The 16,076-nt window shown below is 55.9% G+C and carries 17 protein-coding genes; all 17 read left to right on the top strand.

Translation table 11 applies throughout. The features are described from left to right. Positions 1-567 precede the first annotated feature (567 nt). The 17 genes from rpmH (at position 568) to atpD (ending at position 16,072) form a co-directional block, all read left to right on the top strand. Entirely contained in the window at positions 568-702 is a 135-nt protein-coding gene (gene rpmH, locus ACA055_RS30020; protein WP_003213577.1) for a 50S ribosomal protein L34, read from the top strand. A gap of 16 nt (positions 703-718) precedes the next feature. Then, entirely contained in the window at positions 719-1,120 is a 402-nt protein-coding gene (gene rnpA / locus ACA055_RS30015; RefSeq protein ID WP_031319201.1) for a ribonuclease P protein component, read from the top strand. Further along, positions 1,113-1,358, top strand: a complete 246-nt coding sequence (gene yidD / locus ACA055_RS30010; protein WP_010465488.1) for a membrane protein insertion efficiency factor YidD — start codon at positions 1,113-1,115, stop codon at positions 1,356-1,358. The genes rnpA and yidD overlap by 8 nt, the downstream gene beginning before the upstream one ends. A 2-nt stretch (positions 1,359-1,360) precedes the next feature. Further along, complete coding sequence (yidC, locus tag ACA055_RS30005; RefSeq protein WP_497681796.1) at positions 1,361-3,046, top strand: membrane protein insertase YidC; 1,686 nt, start codon at positions 1,361-1,363, stop codon at positions 3,044-3,046. Positions 3,047-3,125: 79 nt separating this feature from the next. Then, positions 3,126-4,496, top strand: coding sequence for a tRNA uridine-5-carboxymethylaminomethyl(34) synthesis GTPase MnmE (mnmE, locus tag ACA055_RS30000; protein ID WP_497681795.1), 1,371 nt, complete (start codon positions 3,126-3,128; stop codon positions 4,494-4,496). Between the two features lie 551 nt (positions 4,497-5,047). After that, the gene (mnmG, locus tag ACA055_RS29995; RefSeq protein ID WP_497681794.1) at positions 5,048-6,940 is read left to right on the top strand and encodes a tRNA uridine-5-carboxymethylaminomethyl(34) synthesis enzyme MnmG; all 1,893 of its coding nucleotides are present in this window, start codon (positions 5,048-5,050) and stop codon (positions 6,938-6,940) included. Then, on the top strand, positions 6,937-7,581 hold the full coding sequence (gene rsmG / locus ACA055_RS29990; protein ID WP_497681793.1) for a 16S rRNA (guanine(527)-N(7))-methyltransferase RsmG: 645 nt from the start codon (positions 6,937-6,939) through the stop codon (positions 7,579-7,581). The genes mnmG and rsmG overlap by 4 nt, the downstream gene beginning before the upstream one ends. A gap of 18 nt (positions 7,582-7,599) precedes the next feature. Further along, positions 7,600-8,397: a ParA family protein gene (locus ACA055_RS29985; protein WP_092275719.1), complete on the top strand. Its 798-nt coding sequence runs from the start codon at positions 7,600-7,602 to the stop codon at positions 8,395-8,397. A gap of 9 nt (positions 8,398-8,406) precedes the next feature. Then, positions 8,407-9,279: a ParB/RepB/Spo0J family partition protein gene (locus ACA055_RS29980; RefSeq protein WP_077748853.1), complete on the top strand. Its 873-nt coding sequence runs from the start codon at positions 8,407-8,409 to the stop codon at positions 9,277-9,279. A gap of 148 nt (positions 9,280-9,427) precedes the next feature. Then, complete coding sequence (locus ACA055_RS29975; RefSeq protein WP_008027539.1) at positions 9,428-9,835, top strand: F0F1 ATP synthase subunit I; 408 nt, start codon at positions 9,428-9,430, stop codon at positions 9,833-9,835. 16 nt (positions 9,836-9,851) lie between these two features. Beyond that, positions 9,852-10,721, top strand: coding sequence for a F0F1 ATP synthase subunit A (atpB, locus tag ACA055_RS29970; protein WP_010465471.1), 870 nt, complete (start codon positions 9,852-9,854; stop codon positions 10,719-10,721). Positions 10,722-10,854: 133 nt separating this feature from the next. Next, on the top strand, positions 10,855-11,112 hold the full coding sequence (gene atpE / locus ACA055_RS29965; RefSeq protein ID WP_002555987.1) for a F0F1 ATP synthase subunit C: 258 nt from the start codon (positions 10,855-10,857) through the stop codon (positions 11,110-11,112). Positions 11,113-11,168: 56 nt separating this feature from the next. Continuing rightward, complete coding sequence (locus tag ACA055_RS29960; RefSeq protein ID WP_154849492.1) at positions 11,169-11,639, top strand: F0F1 ATP synthase subunit B; 471 nt, start codon at positions 11,169-11,171, stop codon at positions 11,637-11,639. 12 nt (positions 11,640-11,651) lie between these two features. Then, positions 11,652-12,188: a F0F1 ATP synthase subunit delta gene (locus ACA055_RS29955; RefSeq protein WP_401360294.1), complete on the top strand. Its 537-nt coding sequence runs from the start codon at positions 11,652-11,654 to the stop codon at positions 12,186-12,188. 21 nt (positions 12,189-12,209) lie between these two features. After that, positions 12,210-13,754, top strand: coding sequence for a F0F1 ATP synthase subunit alpha (gene atpA / locus ACA055_RS29950; protein WP_282379785.1), 1,545 nt, complete (start codon positions 12,210-12,212; stop codon positions 13,752-13,754). Between the two features lie 50 nt (positions 13,755-13,804). Further along, positions 13,805-14,665, top strand: a complete 861-nt coding sequence (gene atpG, locus ACA055_RS29945; RefSeq protein ID WP_497681792.1) for a F0F1 ATP synthase subunit gamma — start codon at positions 13,805-13,807, stop codon at positions 14,663-14,665. Between the two features lie 27 nt (positions 14,666-14,692). Further along, positions 14,693-16,072 carry a F0F1 ATP synthase subunit beta gene (gene atpD, locus ACA055_RS29940; protein ID WP_105342556.1) on the top strand — a complete coding sequence of 460 codons (1,380 nt, stop codon included), beginning with the start codon at positions 14,693-14,695 and terminating at the stop codon, positions 16,070-16,072. Positions 16,073-16,076: the final 4 nt, after the last annotated feature.

Raw genomic sequence — 16,076 nt, 5'->3', positions numbered from 1 at the left:
GGATATCCCCTAAGTTGAAAGCCGGTGAGGCAAAAACAAGCGGCCATTGTAGCGACCGGACGCCGACTTATCCACACGAAGGTTGATCACTGTCCAAGAAGAATCAACGTTTTATACGCAAAAAAGACGACCAGCGGTCTGTGCATAAGCCCTGTGGATAACCGGGGCTAAGGTCGTTGTACAAGTGGGGGCGAAACTCGGTGGATAACCAGCCTGTGGATAAGTAGCTCTTTCACACACAGCTTATCCGACAGCGCAGCACAGGCTGACCACCGTTTTCCACCGTAGTTGTCATTCTCTGTACATCACGAACTAGAAGGGCTTAACGCAGTTATCCACAGATGATCGTGCCCCTAGCTTTTATAAGCTTTACAGAAAAGCTTTAAATACTTTCCTTCTTTATTTCTATATCTAGCGAAGGCCCTGGCAACGAGAAAACCTCTGGAGATCTATTTAAAAGGAAACGTTGGTTGGAAATTGACCTAGAGGCTTGCTTTCTCTAGAATCCCCGGTCTCTTAAAACGGGGGCCATTCCGGCCCGTTGTGGACGAACCAGGTAACACGACAATGAAACGTACTTTCCAACCAAGCACTATCAAACGCGCTCGTACCCACGGTTTCCGTGCTCGCATGGCTACCAAAAACGGTCGTGCCGTCCTGTCGCGTCGTCGCGCCAAAGGTCGTGCGCGTCTGGCAGTTTGATAATCCGGCACTGGAGGTGAGTCAGGACTTCAGTCGGGAAAAGCGTCTGCTTACTCCCCGGCATTTCAAGGCAGTCTTTGACTCCCCTACCGGCAAGGTTCCGGGGAAAAATCTCCTGCTCCTTGCGCGCAACAACGATCTTGATCACCCCCGTCTCGGGCTGGTTATCGGGAAAAAGAGCGTAAAGCTCTCCGTCGAGCGCAATCGCCTCAAACGTCTGATGCGCGAATCGTTCCGTCTGAACCAGGATTCACTGGCCGGTTGGGACATCGTTATCGTCGCGCGCAAAGGTTTGGGTGACGTAGAAAACCCCGAATTGATTCAGCATTTCGGCAAACTCTGGAAGCGTCTGGCACGCAGCACGCCAGTACCAGCAGTCAAAACCGAAACTGTAGGGGTAGACAGTCCCGATGCGTAAACTGGCACTCGTTCCGATCCAGTTTTATCGCTATGCCATTAGTCCTCTGATGGCCAGTCACTGTCGCTTCTACCCCAGTTGTTCCTGCTACGCGTATGAAGCCATAGAAAATCATGGCCTTCTGCGCGGTGGCTGGCTGACCTTTCGTCGTTTAGGTCGCTGTCATCCGTGGAATCCCGGTGGTTATGACCCGGTTCCACCTATCCCTACCTCCCGTTCTTCTTCGATGGCCGAGTAATCATGGATATCAAACGCACGATCCTGATCGTCGCCCTGGCAATCGTGTCCTACGTTATGGTTCTTAAATGGAACCAGGACTATGGCCAGGCTGCCCTGCCGACTCAGAATGTTGCTTCCAGTACTACCGCACCGGGCCTACCGGATACGGCAACTGGCAATAATGCTGCTGTCAGTGATGACATTCCACGCGCCGCAAGCGATACCAGTGCCACCGCTCCAGCCGAAACTCCGGTTGCTGCCAGCAAAGACCTCATCCAGATCAAAACGGATGTGCTCGACCTGGCGATCGATCCACAAGGTGGCGATGTTGCCCAGCTGAAATTGCCGTTGTATCCACGTCGTCAGGACCATCCGGAAATCCCATTCCAGTTGTTCGACAACGGTGGTGAGCTGACTTATCTGGCTCAAAGCGGTCTGATCGGCACCAACGGCCCGGACGCAAGCCCGGCCGGTCGTCCGGTTTACTCCTCGGAGAAGAAGACTTATCAACTGGCTGACGGTCAGGACCAATTGGTCGTGGACCTGAAGTTCAGCAAGGATGGCGTCAACTACATCAAGCGTTTCTCTCTGAAACGTGGCCTGTATGACGTAACCGTTTCTTACCTGATCGATAACCAGAGCGCTCAGCCCTGGTCGGGTGCAATGTTTGCGCAATTGAAGCGTGACGCCAGCGCCGACCCTTCTTCCACAACGGCTACCGGCACCGCGACTTATCTCGGCGCTGCCCTGTGGACAAGTAACGAGCCTTACAAGAAAGTGTCCATGAAGGACATGGACAAGGCTTCGTTGAAAGAAACTGTTAGCGGAGGTTGGGTTGCCTGGTTGCAGCACTACTTCGTGACCGCGTGGATTCCGGCCAAGGGCGAAAATAACGTCGTCCAGACCCGTAAAGACAGCAAAGGCAACTACATCATCGGCTACACCGCCCCGGCAATGACTGTTGCGCCAGGTGCTAAAGCCGAGACAAGTGCCGTTCTGTACGCAGGTCCGAAAAGCCAGGCTGTATTGAAAGAGTTGTCCCCAGGTCTGGAATTGACTGTCGACTACGGCATTCTGTGGTTCATTGCCCAGCCAATTTTCTGGTTGCTGCAACACATCCACGCGCTGGTCGGTAACTGGGGTTGGTCGATCATCTTCCTGACCATGCTGATCAAAGGGATCTTCTTCCCGTTGTCGGCTGCCAGCTACAAGTCCATGGCTCGCATGCGTGCAGTGGCACCGAAACTGGCCGCGCTGAAAGAGCAACATGGCGATGACCGGCAGAAAATGTCGCAAGCCATGATGGAGCTGTACAAGAAAGAGAAGATCAATCCGCTGGGTGGTTGCTTGCCAATCCTCGTGCAGATGCCGGTATTCCTTTCGTTGTACTGGGTTCTGCTGGAAAGCGTTGAAATGCGCCAAGCGCCATTCATGCTGTGGATTACTGACCTTTCGATCAAGGACCCGTTCTTCATTCTGCCGATCATCATGGGTGTAACCATGTTCATCCAGCAGCAGTTGAACCCGACGCCTCCGGATCCGATGCAGGCCAAGGTGATGAAGCTGATGCCAATCATCTTCACCTTCTTCTTCCTGTGGTTCCCGGCTGGTCTGGTGCTGTACTGGGTAGTGAACAACGTTTTGTCGATCGCCCAACAGTGGTACATCACTCGTAAGGTCGAAGCGGCTACTAAAGCAGCTGCCTGACTTACACTGTGGATAACCACTCAAAACGCCCCCTAGTGGGGCGTTTTGCTATCTGTCACTTTTGTCTGGATAACGGTTTATGAGCGTTCCTCGTGAAACCATCGCAGCCGTCGCCACCGCTCAAGGTCGCGGTGGTGTTGGCATCGTCCGTATTTCCGGGCCGCTGGCAAGCGCCGCGGCCAAGGCCTTCAGCGGCCGTGAGCTCAAGCCGCGGTTTGCCCATTACGGCCCGTTCCTCAGTGAAAACGAAGAGGTGCTGGACCAAGGCATAGCGCTGTATTTCCCGGGACCGAATTCGTTCACCGGCGAAGATGTGCTGGAACTCCAGGGCCACGGCGGCCCGATTGTTCTGGATATGCTGCTCAAGCGTTGCCTGGAACTGGGCTGCCGACTGGCACGGCCAGGTGAATTCAGCGAGCGTGCGTTCCTGAACGACAAACTTGACCTAGCCCAGGCCGAAGCGATTGCCGACCTGATCGAGGCGAGTTCTGCACAGGCGGCCAGAAATGCGCTGCGTTCCTTGCAGGGCGCATTCTCCGAGCGTGTGCATAACCTCACCGAGCAACTCATCGGCCTGCGAATCTATGTCGAGGCGGCTATCGATTTTCCGGAAGAAGAAATTGACTTCCTCGCCGATGGCCACGTACTGAGCATGCTCGACAAAGTGCGCGACGAGTTATCCACCGTACTGCGTGAGGCCGGACAGGGTGCGTTGCTGCGTGATGGCATGACAGTGGTGATTGCAGGACGGCCGAACGCCGGTAAATCCAGTTTGCTGAATGCGCTGGCCGGTCGTGAAGCCGCGATCGTGACCGAGATTGCAGGCACCACTCGGGATATTCTTCGCGAACATATCCACATTGATGGTATGCCGCTGCATGTGGTCGACACCGCCGGCCTGCGGGATACCGACGACCAGGTGGAAAAGATCGGCGTTGAGCGGGCATTGAAAGCTATCGGCGAGGCTGATCGAGTGCTGTTGGTGGTTGATGCCACGGCTCCCGAAGCGCTTGATCCCTTTGCATTGTGGCCGGAATTCCTGGAGATCCGTCCCGATCCGGCGAAAGTCACGTTGATCCGTAATAAGGCCGACCTGACTGGTGAAGCCATCGCTCTGGAAGTCAGCGAAGATGGCCATGTCACCATCAGCCTCAGTGCCAAGTCTGCAGGTGAAGGTCTGGAACTGTTACGCGACCACCTCAAGGCCTGCATGGGCTACGAACAGACCTCGGAAAGCAGCTTCAGCGCACGCAGGCGACACCTTGAAGCATTGCGTCATGCCAGCGCTTCCCTCGAGCACGGCCGTGCACAGCTGACCCTGGCGGGTGCCGGTGAACTATTGGCCGAGGATTTGCGCCAGGCTCAGCACTCTTTGGGTGAAATTACCGGTGCATTCAGCTCCGATGATCTCTTGGGCCGAATCTTTTCCAGCTTCTGTATCGGCAAATAGCCTTCCTGTTGTCCCCAGACAGGCCATTCGTGCCTGTCTGTTCCCTCCTTTTTTGAAATTTCCCTGCAGTGCCGCGCAGATTCTTTTTGCTTGAGCGGATTGTCCGTGCCCGAAATTTGCTCATTCAGGCAATTTTCTGTGGATTAAGCCCTGTGAGTAACTGGCACTAAGGGCAGTTGATAACAGGGCCTCAAAACTGAAGATAACCGACCCTGTGGATAACCACCCGTTTCATCCACAGGCTTAACGCGGTTATCCAAGGGCCTCCTTGGCACATGACCACAGGGTTTTGAAACTCTGTACATATTGAATGTAAAGGCCTGTAGAAATCTATCCACAGAAATGTGCCTCAGTAGAAATAAACATAAAAACAAAGATTTAATAAATTTCTCTCTTTTTAATTTCTATAACCACGACTTCTCCACAGCTGGTTAAATTTTGTGCAAAGGGTTCTTTAGGAAGGGCGAAGTCCCTATACTTGCCGACCAGGTCAAAAACCTGAGCTCAAACTATTTTTGGACTACCTGACTAAAGCAGGCACGAGGTGCGTGGTGGATTTCCCTTCCCGTTTTGAAGTGATCGTCATCGGCGGCGGTCATGCCGGTACCGAGGCAGCACTGGCGTCAGCACGTATGGGGGCAAAAACCCTGTTGCTGACGCATAACGTGGAAACCCTCGGTGCCATGAGCTGTAACCCTGCCATTGGTGGGATTGGCAAAAGCCATCTGGTCAAGGAAATCGATGCCTTGGGCGGCGCGATGGCCATCGCTACCGATAAAGGTGGTATTCAGTTTCGCGTTTTGAACAGCCGCAAAGGCCCAGCCGTACGAGCCACTCGCGCTCAAGCTGACCGGGTTCTGTACAAGGCCGCTGTCCGCGAAATCCTGGAAAACCAACCGAACCTGTGGATATTTCAACAGGCTGCTGACGACCTGATCGTCGAGCAAGAACAAGTGCGCGGTGTAGTCACCCAAATGGGCCTGCGTTTCTTCGCGGACTCCGTGGTGTTGACCACTGGCACCTTCCTCGGTGGACTTATCCACATCGGCATGCAGAACTATTCCGGCGGCCGTGCCGGCGATCCACCGTCGATCGCCCTGGCTCACCGTCTGCGTGAGTTGCCGTTGCGCGTCGGTCGTCTGAAAACCGGTACGCCGCCGCGTATTGATGGTCGCTCTGTGGATTTTTCGGTGATGACCGAGCAAGCAGGCGATACGCCGATTCCGGTGATGTCGTTCATGGGGTCCAAAGAGCAACATCCGAAACAGGTGAGCTGCTGGATTACCCACACCAACGCCCGCACCCACGAAATCATTGCCTCGAACCTTGATCGTTCGCCGATGTACTCCGGCGTGATCGAAGGTATCGGCCCGCGTTATTGCCCATCGATCGAAGACAAGATCCATCGCTTTGCCGACAAGGAAAGCCATCAGGTCTTCATCGAACCGGAAGGCCTGACCACGAATGAGCTGTATCCGAACGGGATATCCACATCGTTGCCGTTCGACGTGCAATTGCAGATCGTGCAATCGATCCGCGGCATGGAAAATGCGCACATCGTGCGTCCGGGCTACGCCATCGAGTACGACTACTTCGACCCGCGTGACCTGAAATACAACCTGGAAACCAAAGTCATCGGCGGTCTGTTCTTCGCCGGGCAAATCAACGGCACCACCGGTTACGAAGAAGCCGGCGCCCAGGGTTTGCTGGCCGGGGCCAATGCCGCACTGCGTGCACAGGGCAAAGATGCCTGGTGCCCACGCCGCGATGAGGCGTACATCGGCGTTTTGGTCGACGACCTGATTACCCTGGGTACCCAGGAACCGTACCGGATGTTTACGTCCCGAGCCGAATACCGCCTGATCCTGCGCGAAGACAACGCGGACCTGCGCTTGACCGAAAAAGGTCGCGAATTGGGTCTGGTGGATGACGCCCGCTGGGCTGCGTTCTGCACCAAACGCGAAAGCATCGCGCTGGAAGAGCAACGGCTGAAAAGTACCTGGGTTCGCCCGGGCACCGAACAGGGCGATGCGATTTCCGAGAAGTTCGGTACGCCGCTGACCCACGAATACAACTTGCTCAACCTGCTGAGCCGTCCAGAAATCGACTACGCTGGTCTGATCGCCGTGACCGGTGGCGGCGCAGAAGATCCACAAGTGGCCGAACAAGTTGAAATCAAGACCAAATACGCCGGTTACATCGATCGCCAGCAGGATGAAATCGCGCGTCTGCGGGCCAGCGAAGACACCAAACTGCCTGTGGATATCGATTACACGAACATTTCCGGTCTCTCCAAAGAGATCCAGAGCAAGCTCGGTGCGACCCGTCCAGAGACCTTGGGTCAGGCGTCACGTATCCCGGGCGTAACGCCGGCAGCGATTTCGCTGTTGATGATTCATTTGAAAAAACGCGGCGCGGGCCGTCAGTTGGAGCAAAGCGCTTGAGTTCGTTGGTCACCTCGCAACATGCAGAAGAGTTATCCACAGGTGCTGGCCAGCTCGGTGTCACGCTGACAGAAACCCAGCACGCACAGCTGCTGGGTTATCTGGCCCTGTTGATAAAATGGAACAAGGCTTACAACCTGACTGCCGTGCGTGATCCGGACGAAATGGTCTCCCGTCACCTGCTCGATAGTTTGAGCGTGATGTCGTTCGTCGAAAATGGCCGCTGGCTGGACGTTGGCAGCGGTGGTGGCATGCCGGGCATTCCGTTGGCCATCCTGTTTCCTGATTCCCAAGTGACCTGCCTGGACAGTAACGGCAAGAAAACCCGCTTCCTGACCCAGGTCAAACTCGAACTCAAACTGGATAACCTGCAAGTTATCCACAGTCGCGTCGAAGCCTTCCAGCCTGCACAGCCATTCAACGGGATCATTTCCCGGGCTTTCAGCAGCATGGAGAACTTCAGCAACTGGACACGCCACCTCGGCGACGCCGATACACGTTGGCTGGCAATGAAGGGCGTTCATCCCGCCGATGAGCTGGTAGCATTGCCGGCAGACTTCCACCTCGATAGCGAACACGCCCTGGCCGTACCTGGTTGCCAAGGCCAACGCCATCTGCTGATACTGCGCCGCACGGCATGATTGGGAACACAAGCAAGAATGGCTAAGGTATTCGCGATAGCGAACCAAAAGGGTGGTGTGGGCAAGACCACCACCTGCATCAACCTCGCAGCATCCCTGGTCGCTACCAAGCGTCGGGTGCTGTTGATCGATCTCGATCCACAGGGCAACGCCACCATGGGTAGCGGTGTGGATAAACACGGTCTGGAAAACTCGGTCTACGACCTGTTGATCGGCGAATGCGATCTGGCCCAGGCCATGCATTACTCCGAACACGGTGGTTACCAGCTTTTGCCAGCCAACCGCGACCTGACGGCGGCTGAAGTGGTGCTGCTGGAAATGCAGATGAAGGAAAGCCGTCTACGCAGTGCGTTGGCGCCGATCCGTGAAAACTACGATTACATTTTGATCGACTGCCCGCCGTCGCTGTCGATGTTGACGCTTAACGCACTGGTTGCCGCTGACGGGGTGATTATCCCTATGCAGTGCGAGTACTTCGCACTCGAAGGCTTGAGCGACCTTGTGGATAACATCAAGCGCATCGCTGAACTGCTGAACCCGAACCTGAAAGTCGAAGGCCTGCTGCGGACCATGTACGACCCGCGCTTGAGCCTGATGAACGATGTTTCGGCGCAGCTCAAGGAGCACTTTGGCGAGCAGTTGTACGACACCGTCATTCCACGCAACATCCGTCTGGCCGAAGCACCAAGCTACGGCATGCCGGCGCTCGCGTACGACAAGTCATCGCGGGGCGCGATCGCCTATCTGGCATTGGCGGGCGAGCTGGTTCGCCGTCAACGCAAAAACTCACGCACCGCCGCCGCTCAGGCAACTTAAGGAATCCCCATGGCCGTCAAGAAACGAGGTCTCGGACGTGGACTGGATGCACTGCTGAGCGGTCCGACTGTCAGCTCGCTGGAAGAACAAGCGGTGCAAGCCGATCAGCGTGAGCTGCAGCACCTGCCCCTGGACCTGATCCAGCGCGGCAAGTACCAGCCGCGTCGTGATATGGATCCTCAGGCGCTGGAAGAGCTGGCGCAGTCGATTAAGGCCCAGGGCGTGATGCAGCCGATCGTGGTTCGTCCGATTGGTAGCGGCCGCTTCGAAATCATCGCCGGCGAACGCCGCTGGCGCGCCAGCCAGCAGGCTGGCCAGGAAACCATCCCGGCGATGGTTCGCGATGTACCGGATGAAACCGCGATCGCCATGGCGCTGATCGAGAACATCCAGCGCGAAGACCTCAATCCGATCGAAGAAGCGGTGGCCTTGCAGCGTTTGCAGCAGGAATTCCAGCTGACTCAGCAGCAAGTGGCCGAAGCGGTGGGCAAATCCCGCGTGACCGTGGCCAACCTGCTACGCTTGATCGCGTTGCCGGAGGTCATCAAAACCATGCTGTCCCACGGCGACCTGGAAATGGGTCATGCCCGTGCTTTGCTCGGTTTGCCGGAAAATCAACAGGTTGAAGGGGCGCGACACGTTGTCGCACGGGGGCTGACTGTACGCCAGACTGAAGCACTGGTTCGCCAGTGGTTGAGCGGCAAACAGGAACCTGCTGAACCGGTAAAGCAGGACCCGGATATCGCCCGACTCGAGCAGCGTCTGGCTGAGCGCCTAGGCTCTGCGGTGCAGATTCGACACGGTAAAAAGGGGAAGGGGCAGTTGGTGATTGGTTACAACTCCCTTGATGAGCTTCAAGGTGTGCTTGCACACATCCGCTGAAACATTTCCTCATGTAGCGTGCAGGTGGAAATCACTACCTGACAGTTGAATAGGGGCAGAACCGCCCCTATACTCTGCGCGCATTTTGTCGGCACAAATTATGCCAAGTTATTGAATTCTGGCAGCCGACCATTGGAGAGTAATTGTGATGGAAACCCGCACGCCAAACCGCTTGCCGTTCCATCGCCTGGCAGTTTTTCCGGTGTTAATGGCTCAATTTGTCGTTTTGCTCATTGCTGCTTTGGCGCTCTGGCAATGGCATGGAGTCGTTGCCGGGTACTCAGGACTTTGCGGAGGCCTGATAGCCTTGCTTCCCAATGTTTATTTCGCTCACAGGGCATTTCGGTTTTCCGGCGCCCGAGCAGCTCAAGCCATCGTCCGGTCTTTTTATGCCGGTGAGGCGGGCAAACTGATTTTGACGGCAGTGCTCTTTGCATTGACGTTCGCAGGTGTGAAGCCATTGGCGCCGCTAGCTGTATTCGGCGTCTTCGTGTTGACCCAACTGGTCAGCTGGTTCGCGCCCCTGCTGATGAGAACAAGACTTTCGAGACCTTAGGGCGTTTGAGGCAACCATGGCAGAAACAACCGCTTCGGGCTATATCCAGCACCACTTGCAAAACCTGACCTTCGGTCAGCACCCAACTGGCGGGTGGGGTTTTGCCCACACCGCAGCAGAGGCCAAAGAAATGGGCTTCTGGGCTTTCCACGTCGATACCCTCGGCTGGTCGGTCGCGTTGGGTCTGATCTTCGTTCTTCTTTTCCGCATGGCGGCGAAGAAGGCGACTTCGGGACAACCAGGTGCTTTGCAGAACTTCGTTGAAGTATTGGTCGAATTCGTCGATGGCAGCGTGAAAGACAGCTTCCATGGCCGTAGCCCGGTGATTGCGCCGTTGGCACTGACCATCTTCGTCTGGGTCTTCCTGATGAACGCCGTCGACCTGATTCCGGTCGACTGGATTCCTCAGCTGGCCATCCTGATCACTGGCGATGCACACATTCCGTTCCGTGCCGTATCGACCACTGACCCGAACGCTACCCTGGGCATGGCCCTGTCGGTGTTCGCGTTGATCATTTTCTACAGCATCAAGGTCAAGGGCATCGGCGGCTTCATCGGCGAACTGACCCTGCACCCGTTCGGCAGCAAGAACATTTTTGTTCAAGCCCTGCTGATCCCGGTGAACTTCCTGCTGGAGTTCGTGACGCTGATCGCCAAGCCGATCTCCCTGGCACTGCGTCTGTTCGGCAACATGTACGCCGGCGAGCTGGTCTTCATTCTGATTGCTGTGATGTTCGGCAGCGGTCTGCTCTGGCTTAGCGGCCTGGGCGTAGTTCTGCAGTGGGCGTGGGCTGTGTTCCACATCCTGATCATCACCCTGCAGGCGTTTATCTTCATGATGCTGACCATCGTTTACCTGTCGATGGCGCACGAAGAAAACCATTAAGACCAGTCTCGACTAGTCTGATGTCCCACTCGGTCAAACGAGTGGGTGCCCGAACAGGGCTATGAAACGATTTGTTTTACCGCTTTAAAATCTAAAAAACCTAAACCATACGACGTAAAAGTCGGGAGGAAAGATGGAAACTGTAGTTGGTCTAACCGCTATCGCTGTTGCACTGTTGATCGGCCTGGGCGCACTGGGTACCGCAATTGGTTTCGGCCTGTTGGGTGGCAAGTTCCTGGAAGGCGCAGCGCGTCAGCCAGAGATGGTTCCAATGCTGCAAGTCAAAATGTTCATCGTTGCCGGTCTGCTCGACGCCGTAACCATGATCGGTGTTGGTATCGCTCTGTTCTTCACCTTCGCGAACCCATTCGTTGGTCAACTCGCTGGCTAATTACTCGAACCTTCGAGTAATTGGTGTGATGTGCAACGAACGAGCGAGGTGTTGGCGTGAACATTAATGCAACCCTGATTGGCCAGTCCGTTGCGTTCTTCATTTTTGTACTGTTTTGCATGAAGTTCGTGTGGCCTCCGGTCATCGCGGCTTTGCACGAACGTCAGAAGAAGATCGCGGATGGACTGGACGCTGCCGCCCGAGCAGCTCGCGACCTGGAGCTGGCCCAAGATAAAGCGGGTCAGCAACTGCGCGAAGCAAAAGCTCAGGCAGCCGAAATCATTGAGCAAGCCAAGAAACGCGGTAATCAGATCGTCGAAGAGGCTGTTGAAAAAGCCCGTATCGACGCTGAACGTGTGAAGGTTCAGGCTCAGGCCGAGATCGAGCAGGAACTGAACAGTGTCAAAGACGCTCTGCGTGCCCAACTGGGTGCTCTGGCTGTCGGCGGCGCCGAGAAGATCCTGGGTGCCACAATCGATCAAAACGCGCACGCGGAGCTGGTAAACAAACTGGCTGCTGAAATTTAAGCGAGGGCGATCATGGCAGAATTGACCACGTTGGCCCGACCTTACGCTAAGGCAGCCTTCGAGCACGCCCAGGCCCACCAGCAACTGGCCTCTTGGTCAGCCATGCTCGGCCTGGCTGCAGCAGTGTCGCAAGACGACACCATGCAGCGCGTGCTCAAGGCCCCGCGACTGACGAGCGCAGACAAGGCCACCACGTTTATTGACGTGTGTGGCGACAAGTTTGATGCCAAGGCACAGAACTTCATTCACGTCGTTGCCGAAAACGACCGTCTCCCGCTATTGCCGGAGATCGCCGCTCTGTTTGACCTGTACAAGGCCGAACAAGAGAAGTCGGTAGACGTTGAAGTGACCAGTGCTTTTGCATTGAACCAAGAACAGCAAGACAAACTCGCCAAGGTTCTCAGTGCACGACTCAACCGGGAAGTGCGCCTGCAAGTCGAGGAAGACAAATCCCTTATTGGGGGCATTGTCATCCGCGCCGGCGACCTGGTAATCGATGGCTCGGTTCGCGGCAAACTCGCGAACCTTGCCGAAGCATTGAAATCTTGAGTTTGAAGGGGCAGCAGAGCAATGCAGCAACTCAATCCTTCCGAAATAAGTGAAATTATCAAGGGCCGCATCGACAAGCTCGATGTGACCTCCCAAGCCCGTAACGAAGGCACTGTCGTCAGCGTATCTGACGGTATCGTGCGGATTCACGGTCTGGCCGACGTCATGTACGGCGAGATGATCGAGTTTCCAGGCGGCGTCTTCGGTATGGCTCTCAACCTGGAGCAAGACTCCGTAGGTGCCGTTGTATTGGGCTCTTACCAGTCTCTGGCTGAAGGCATGAGCGCCAAGTGCACTGGCCGCATCCTCGAAGTTCCGGTTGGTAAGGAACTGCTGGGTCGCGTTGTCGACGCACTGGGTAACCCAGTTGACGGCAAAGGTCCGCTGAACAACACCGAGACCGATGCGGTCGAGAAAGTTGCTCCAGGCGTGATCTGGCGTAAGTCGGTAGACCAGCCTGTACAGACTGGCTACAAGGCTGTCGATGCCATGATTCCTGTCGGCCGTGGCCAGCGTGAGCTGATCATCGGTGACCGTCAGATCGGTAAAACCGCTCTGGCGATCGACGCGATCATCAACCAGAAAGACAGCGGCATCTTCTGCGTCTACGTAGCAATCGGTCAGAAACAATCGACCATCGCCAACGTTGTTCGCAAGCTGGAAGAAAACGGCGCACTGGCTAACACCATCGTCGTAGCTGCGAGCGCTTCGGAATCTGCAGCACTGCAATTCCTGGCACCGTACTCCGGTTGCACCATGGGTGAATTCTTCCGCGACCGCGGTGAAGACGCGCTGATCGTTTATGACGATCTGTCCAAGCAAGCAGTGGCTTACCGCCAGATTTCCCTGCTGCTGCGCCGTCCACCAGGCCGTGAAGCTTACCCAGGCGACGTGTTCTATCTCCACTCCCGTCTGCTGGAGCGCGCATCCCGCGTTTCGGAAGAATACGTAGAGAAGTTCACCAACGGCGCAGTGACCGGCAAAACCGGTTCCCTGACCGCACTGCCGATCATCGAAACCCAGGCTGGCGACGTTTCCGCGTTCGTTCCGACCAACGTGATTTCCATCACCGACGGTCAGATCTTCCTGGAATCGGCCATGTTCAACTCCGGGATCCGTCCTGCTGTGAACGCCGGTGTTTCGGTATCCCGTGTGGGTGGTGCCGCTCAGACCAAGATCATCAAGAAGCTCTCCGGTGGTATCCGTACCGCTCTGGCTCAGTACCGTGAACTGGCGGCATTCGCCCAGTTCGCTTCTGACCTGGACGAAGCGACCCGTAAGCAACTTGAGCATGGTCAGCGCGTTACCGAGCTGATGAAGCAGAAGCAATACGCACCAATGTCGATCGCTGACATGGCGCTGTCGCTGTATGCCGCTGAGCGTGGGTTCCTGACTGACGTTGAAATCGCCAAGATCGGCAGCTTCGAACAAGCGCTGATTGCTTTCTTCAACCGCGATCACGCCGATTTGATGGCGAAGATCAACGTGAAGGGTGACTTCAATGACGAAATCGATGCAGGCCTGAAAGCCGGTATCGAGAAGTTCAAGGCCACCCAAACCTGGTAAGCCGCAGCGGGAGCCGCAAGGCTCCCGCTTGCTAACCTGATAGGTGTTACATGGCAGGCGCAAAAGAGATTCGCAGTAAGATTGCGAGCATCAAAAGCACGCAAAAGATTACCAGCGCCATGGAAAAAGTGGCGGTCAGTAAAATGCGCAAGGCACAAATGCGCATGGCTGCTAGCCGTCCTTACGCGGAGCGCATCCGCCAGGTTATTGGTCATCTGGCCAACGCTAACCCGGAATATCGCCACCCTTTCATGCTCGACCGTGAAGTAAAGCGCGTCGGTTATGTCGTGGTGAGCAGTGACCGTGGTCTGTGTGGTGGCTTGAACACCAACCTGTTCAAGGCCCTGGTCAAGGACATGGCGGTAAACCGCGATAACGGCGTCGAGATCGATCTGTGTGTTGTGGGTAGCAAGGGTGCGGCTTTCTTCCGTAACTTCGGCGGTAACGTCGTTGCAGCTATCAACCACCTGGGTGAAGAACCGTCGATCAATGACCTGATCGGCAGCGTCAAGGTGATGCTGGATGCCTACCTGGACGGCCGTATTGACCGCCTGTCCGTGGTGTCCAACAAGTTCATCAACACCATGACGCAACAGCCTACCGTGGAGCAGTTGATTCCGCTGGTGGCAACCCCGGATCAGGAACTCAAGCACCACTGGGATTATCTGTACGAACCGGACGCCAAAGAGCTGCTTGATGGCTTGATGGTCCGTTACGTGGAGTCGCAGGTCTACCAGGCGGTGGTCGAGAACAACGCGGCTGAACAAGCTGCGCGGATGATCGCGATGAAGAACGCTACCGACAACGCCGGTGATTTGATCAGCGATTTGCAGCTGGTCTACAACAAGGCGCGTCAGGCTGCGATCACCCAAGAGATCTCGGAAATCGTCGGCGGCGCTGCCGCGGTTTAACGGTTCAAATATTCAGAGGATCCAGCTATGAGTAGCGGACGTATCGTTCAAATCATCGGCGCCGTTATCGACGTGGAATTTCCACGCGACAGCGTACCGAGCATCTACAACGCGCTGAAAGTACAAAGCGCGGCCGAAACCACCCTGGAAGTTCAGCAGCAGCTGGGCGACGGCGTGGTTCGTACCATTGCGATGGGTTCCACCGAGGGCTTGAAGCGCGGTCTGGAAGTCACGGACTCCGGCGCAGCCATCTCCGTACCAGTCGGTAAAGCGACTCTGGGCCGGATCATGGACGTTCTGGGTAACCCGATCGACGAAGCTGGCCCGATCGACACCGAAGAGCGCTGGGGCATTCACCGTCCTGCGCCAACCTTCGCTGAACAGGCAGGCGGCAACGACCTGCTGGAAACCGGCATCAAGGTTATCGACCTGGTTTGCCCGTTCGCCAAGGGTGGTAAAGTCGGTCTGTTCGGTGGTGCCGGTGTAGGCAAAACCGTAAACATGATGGAACTGATCCGTAACATCGCCATCGAGCACAGCGGTTATTCCGTGTTCGCCGGTGTGGGTGAGCGTACTCGTGAGGGTAACGACTTCTACCACGAGATGAAGGATTCCAACGTTCTGGACAAAGTGGCACTGGTTTACGGTCAGATGAACGAGCCGCCGGGTAACCGTCTGCGCGTAGCACTGACCGGCCTGACCATGGCCGAGAAGTTCCGTGACGAAGGTAACGACGTTCTTCTGTTCGTCGACAACATCTATCGTTACACCCTGGCCGGTACTGAAGTATCCGCACTGCTGGGCCGTATGCCTTCCGCAGTAGGTTACCAGCCGACTCTGGCCGAAGAGATGGGTACTCTGCAAGAGCGTATCACTTCGACCAAAAACGGTTCGATCACCTCGATCCAAGCGGTATACGTACCTGCGGATGACTTGACTGACCCGTCGCCAGCGACCACCTTCGCCCACTTGGACGCCACCGTCGTTCTGTCCCGTGACATCGCTTCCCTGGGTATCTACCCGGCGGTCGATCCACTCGACTCAACTTCGCGTCAGCTGGACCCGAACGTGATCGGCCAGGACCACTACGACACCGCTCGCGGCGTACAGTATGTTCTGCAGCGTTACAAAGAACTGAAGGACATCATTGCGATCCTGGGTATGGACGAGCTGTCGGAAGCCGACAAGCAGTTGGTAAACCGTGCTCGTAAGATCCAGCGTTTCTTGTCGCAGCCGTTCTTCGTGGCTGAAGTCTTCACCGGTGCTTCGGGTAAATACGTTTCCCTGAAAGACACCATTGCTGGCTTCAAAGGCATCCTCAACGGTGACTACGACCACCTGCCAGAACAAGCGTTCTACATGGTCGGCGGCATCGAAGAAGCGATCGAGAAAGCCAAGAAACTGTAATCCC

The organism is Pseudomonas sp. LBUM1657 (assembly GCF_059716075.1).
Note: the sequence above shows the minus strand (reverse complement) of the source record. Positions and strands in the feature narration are given on the sequence as shown.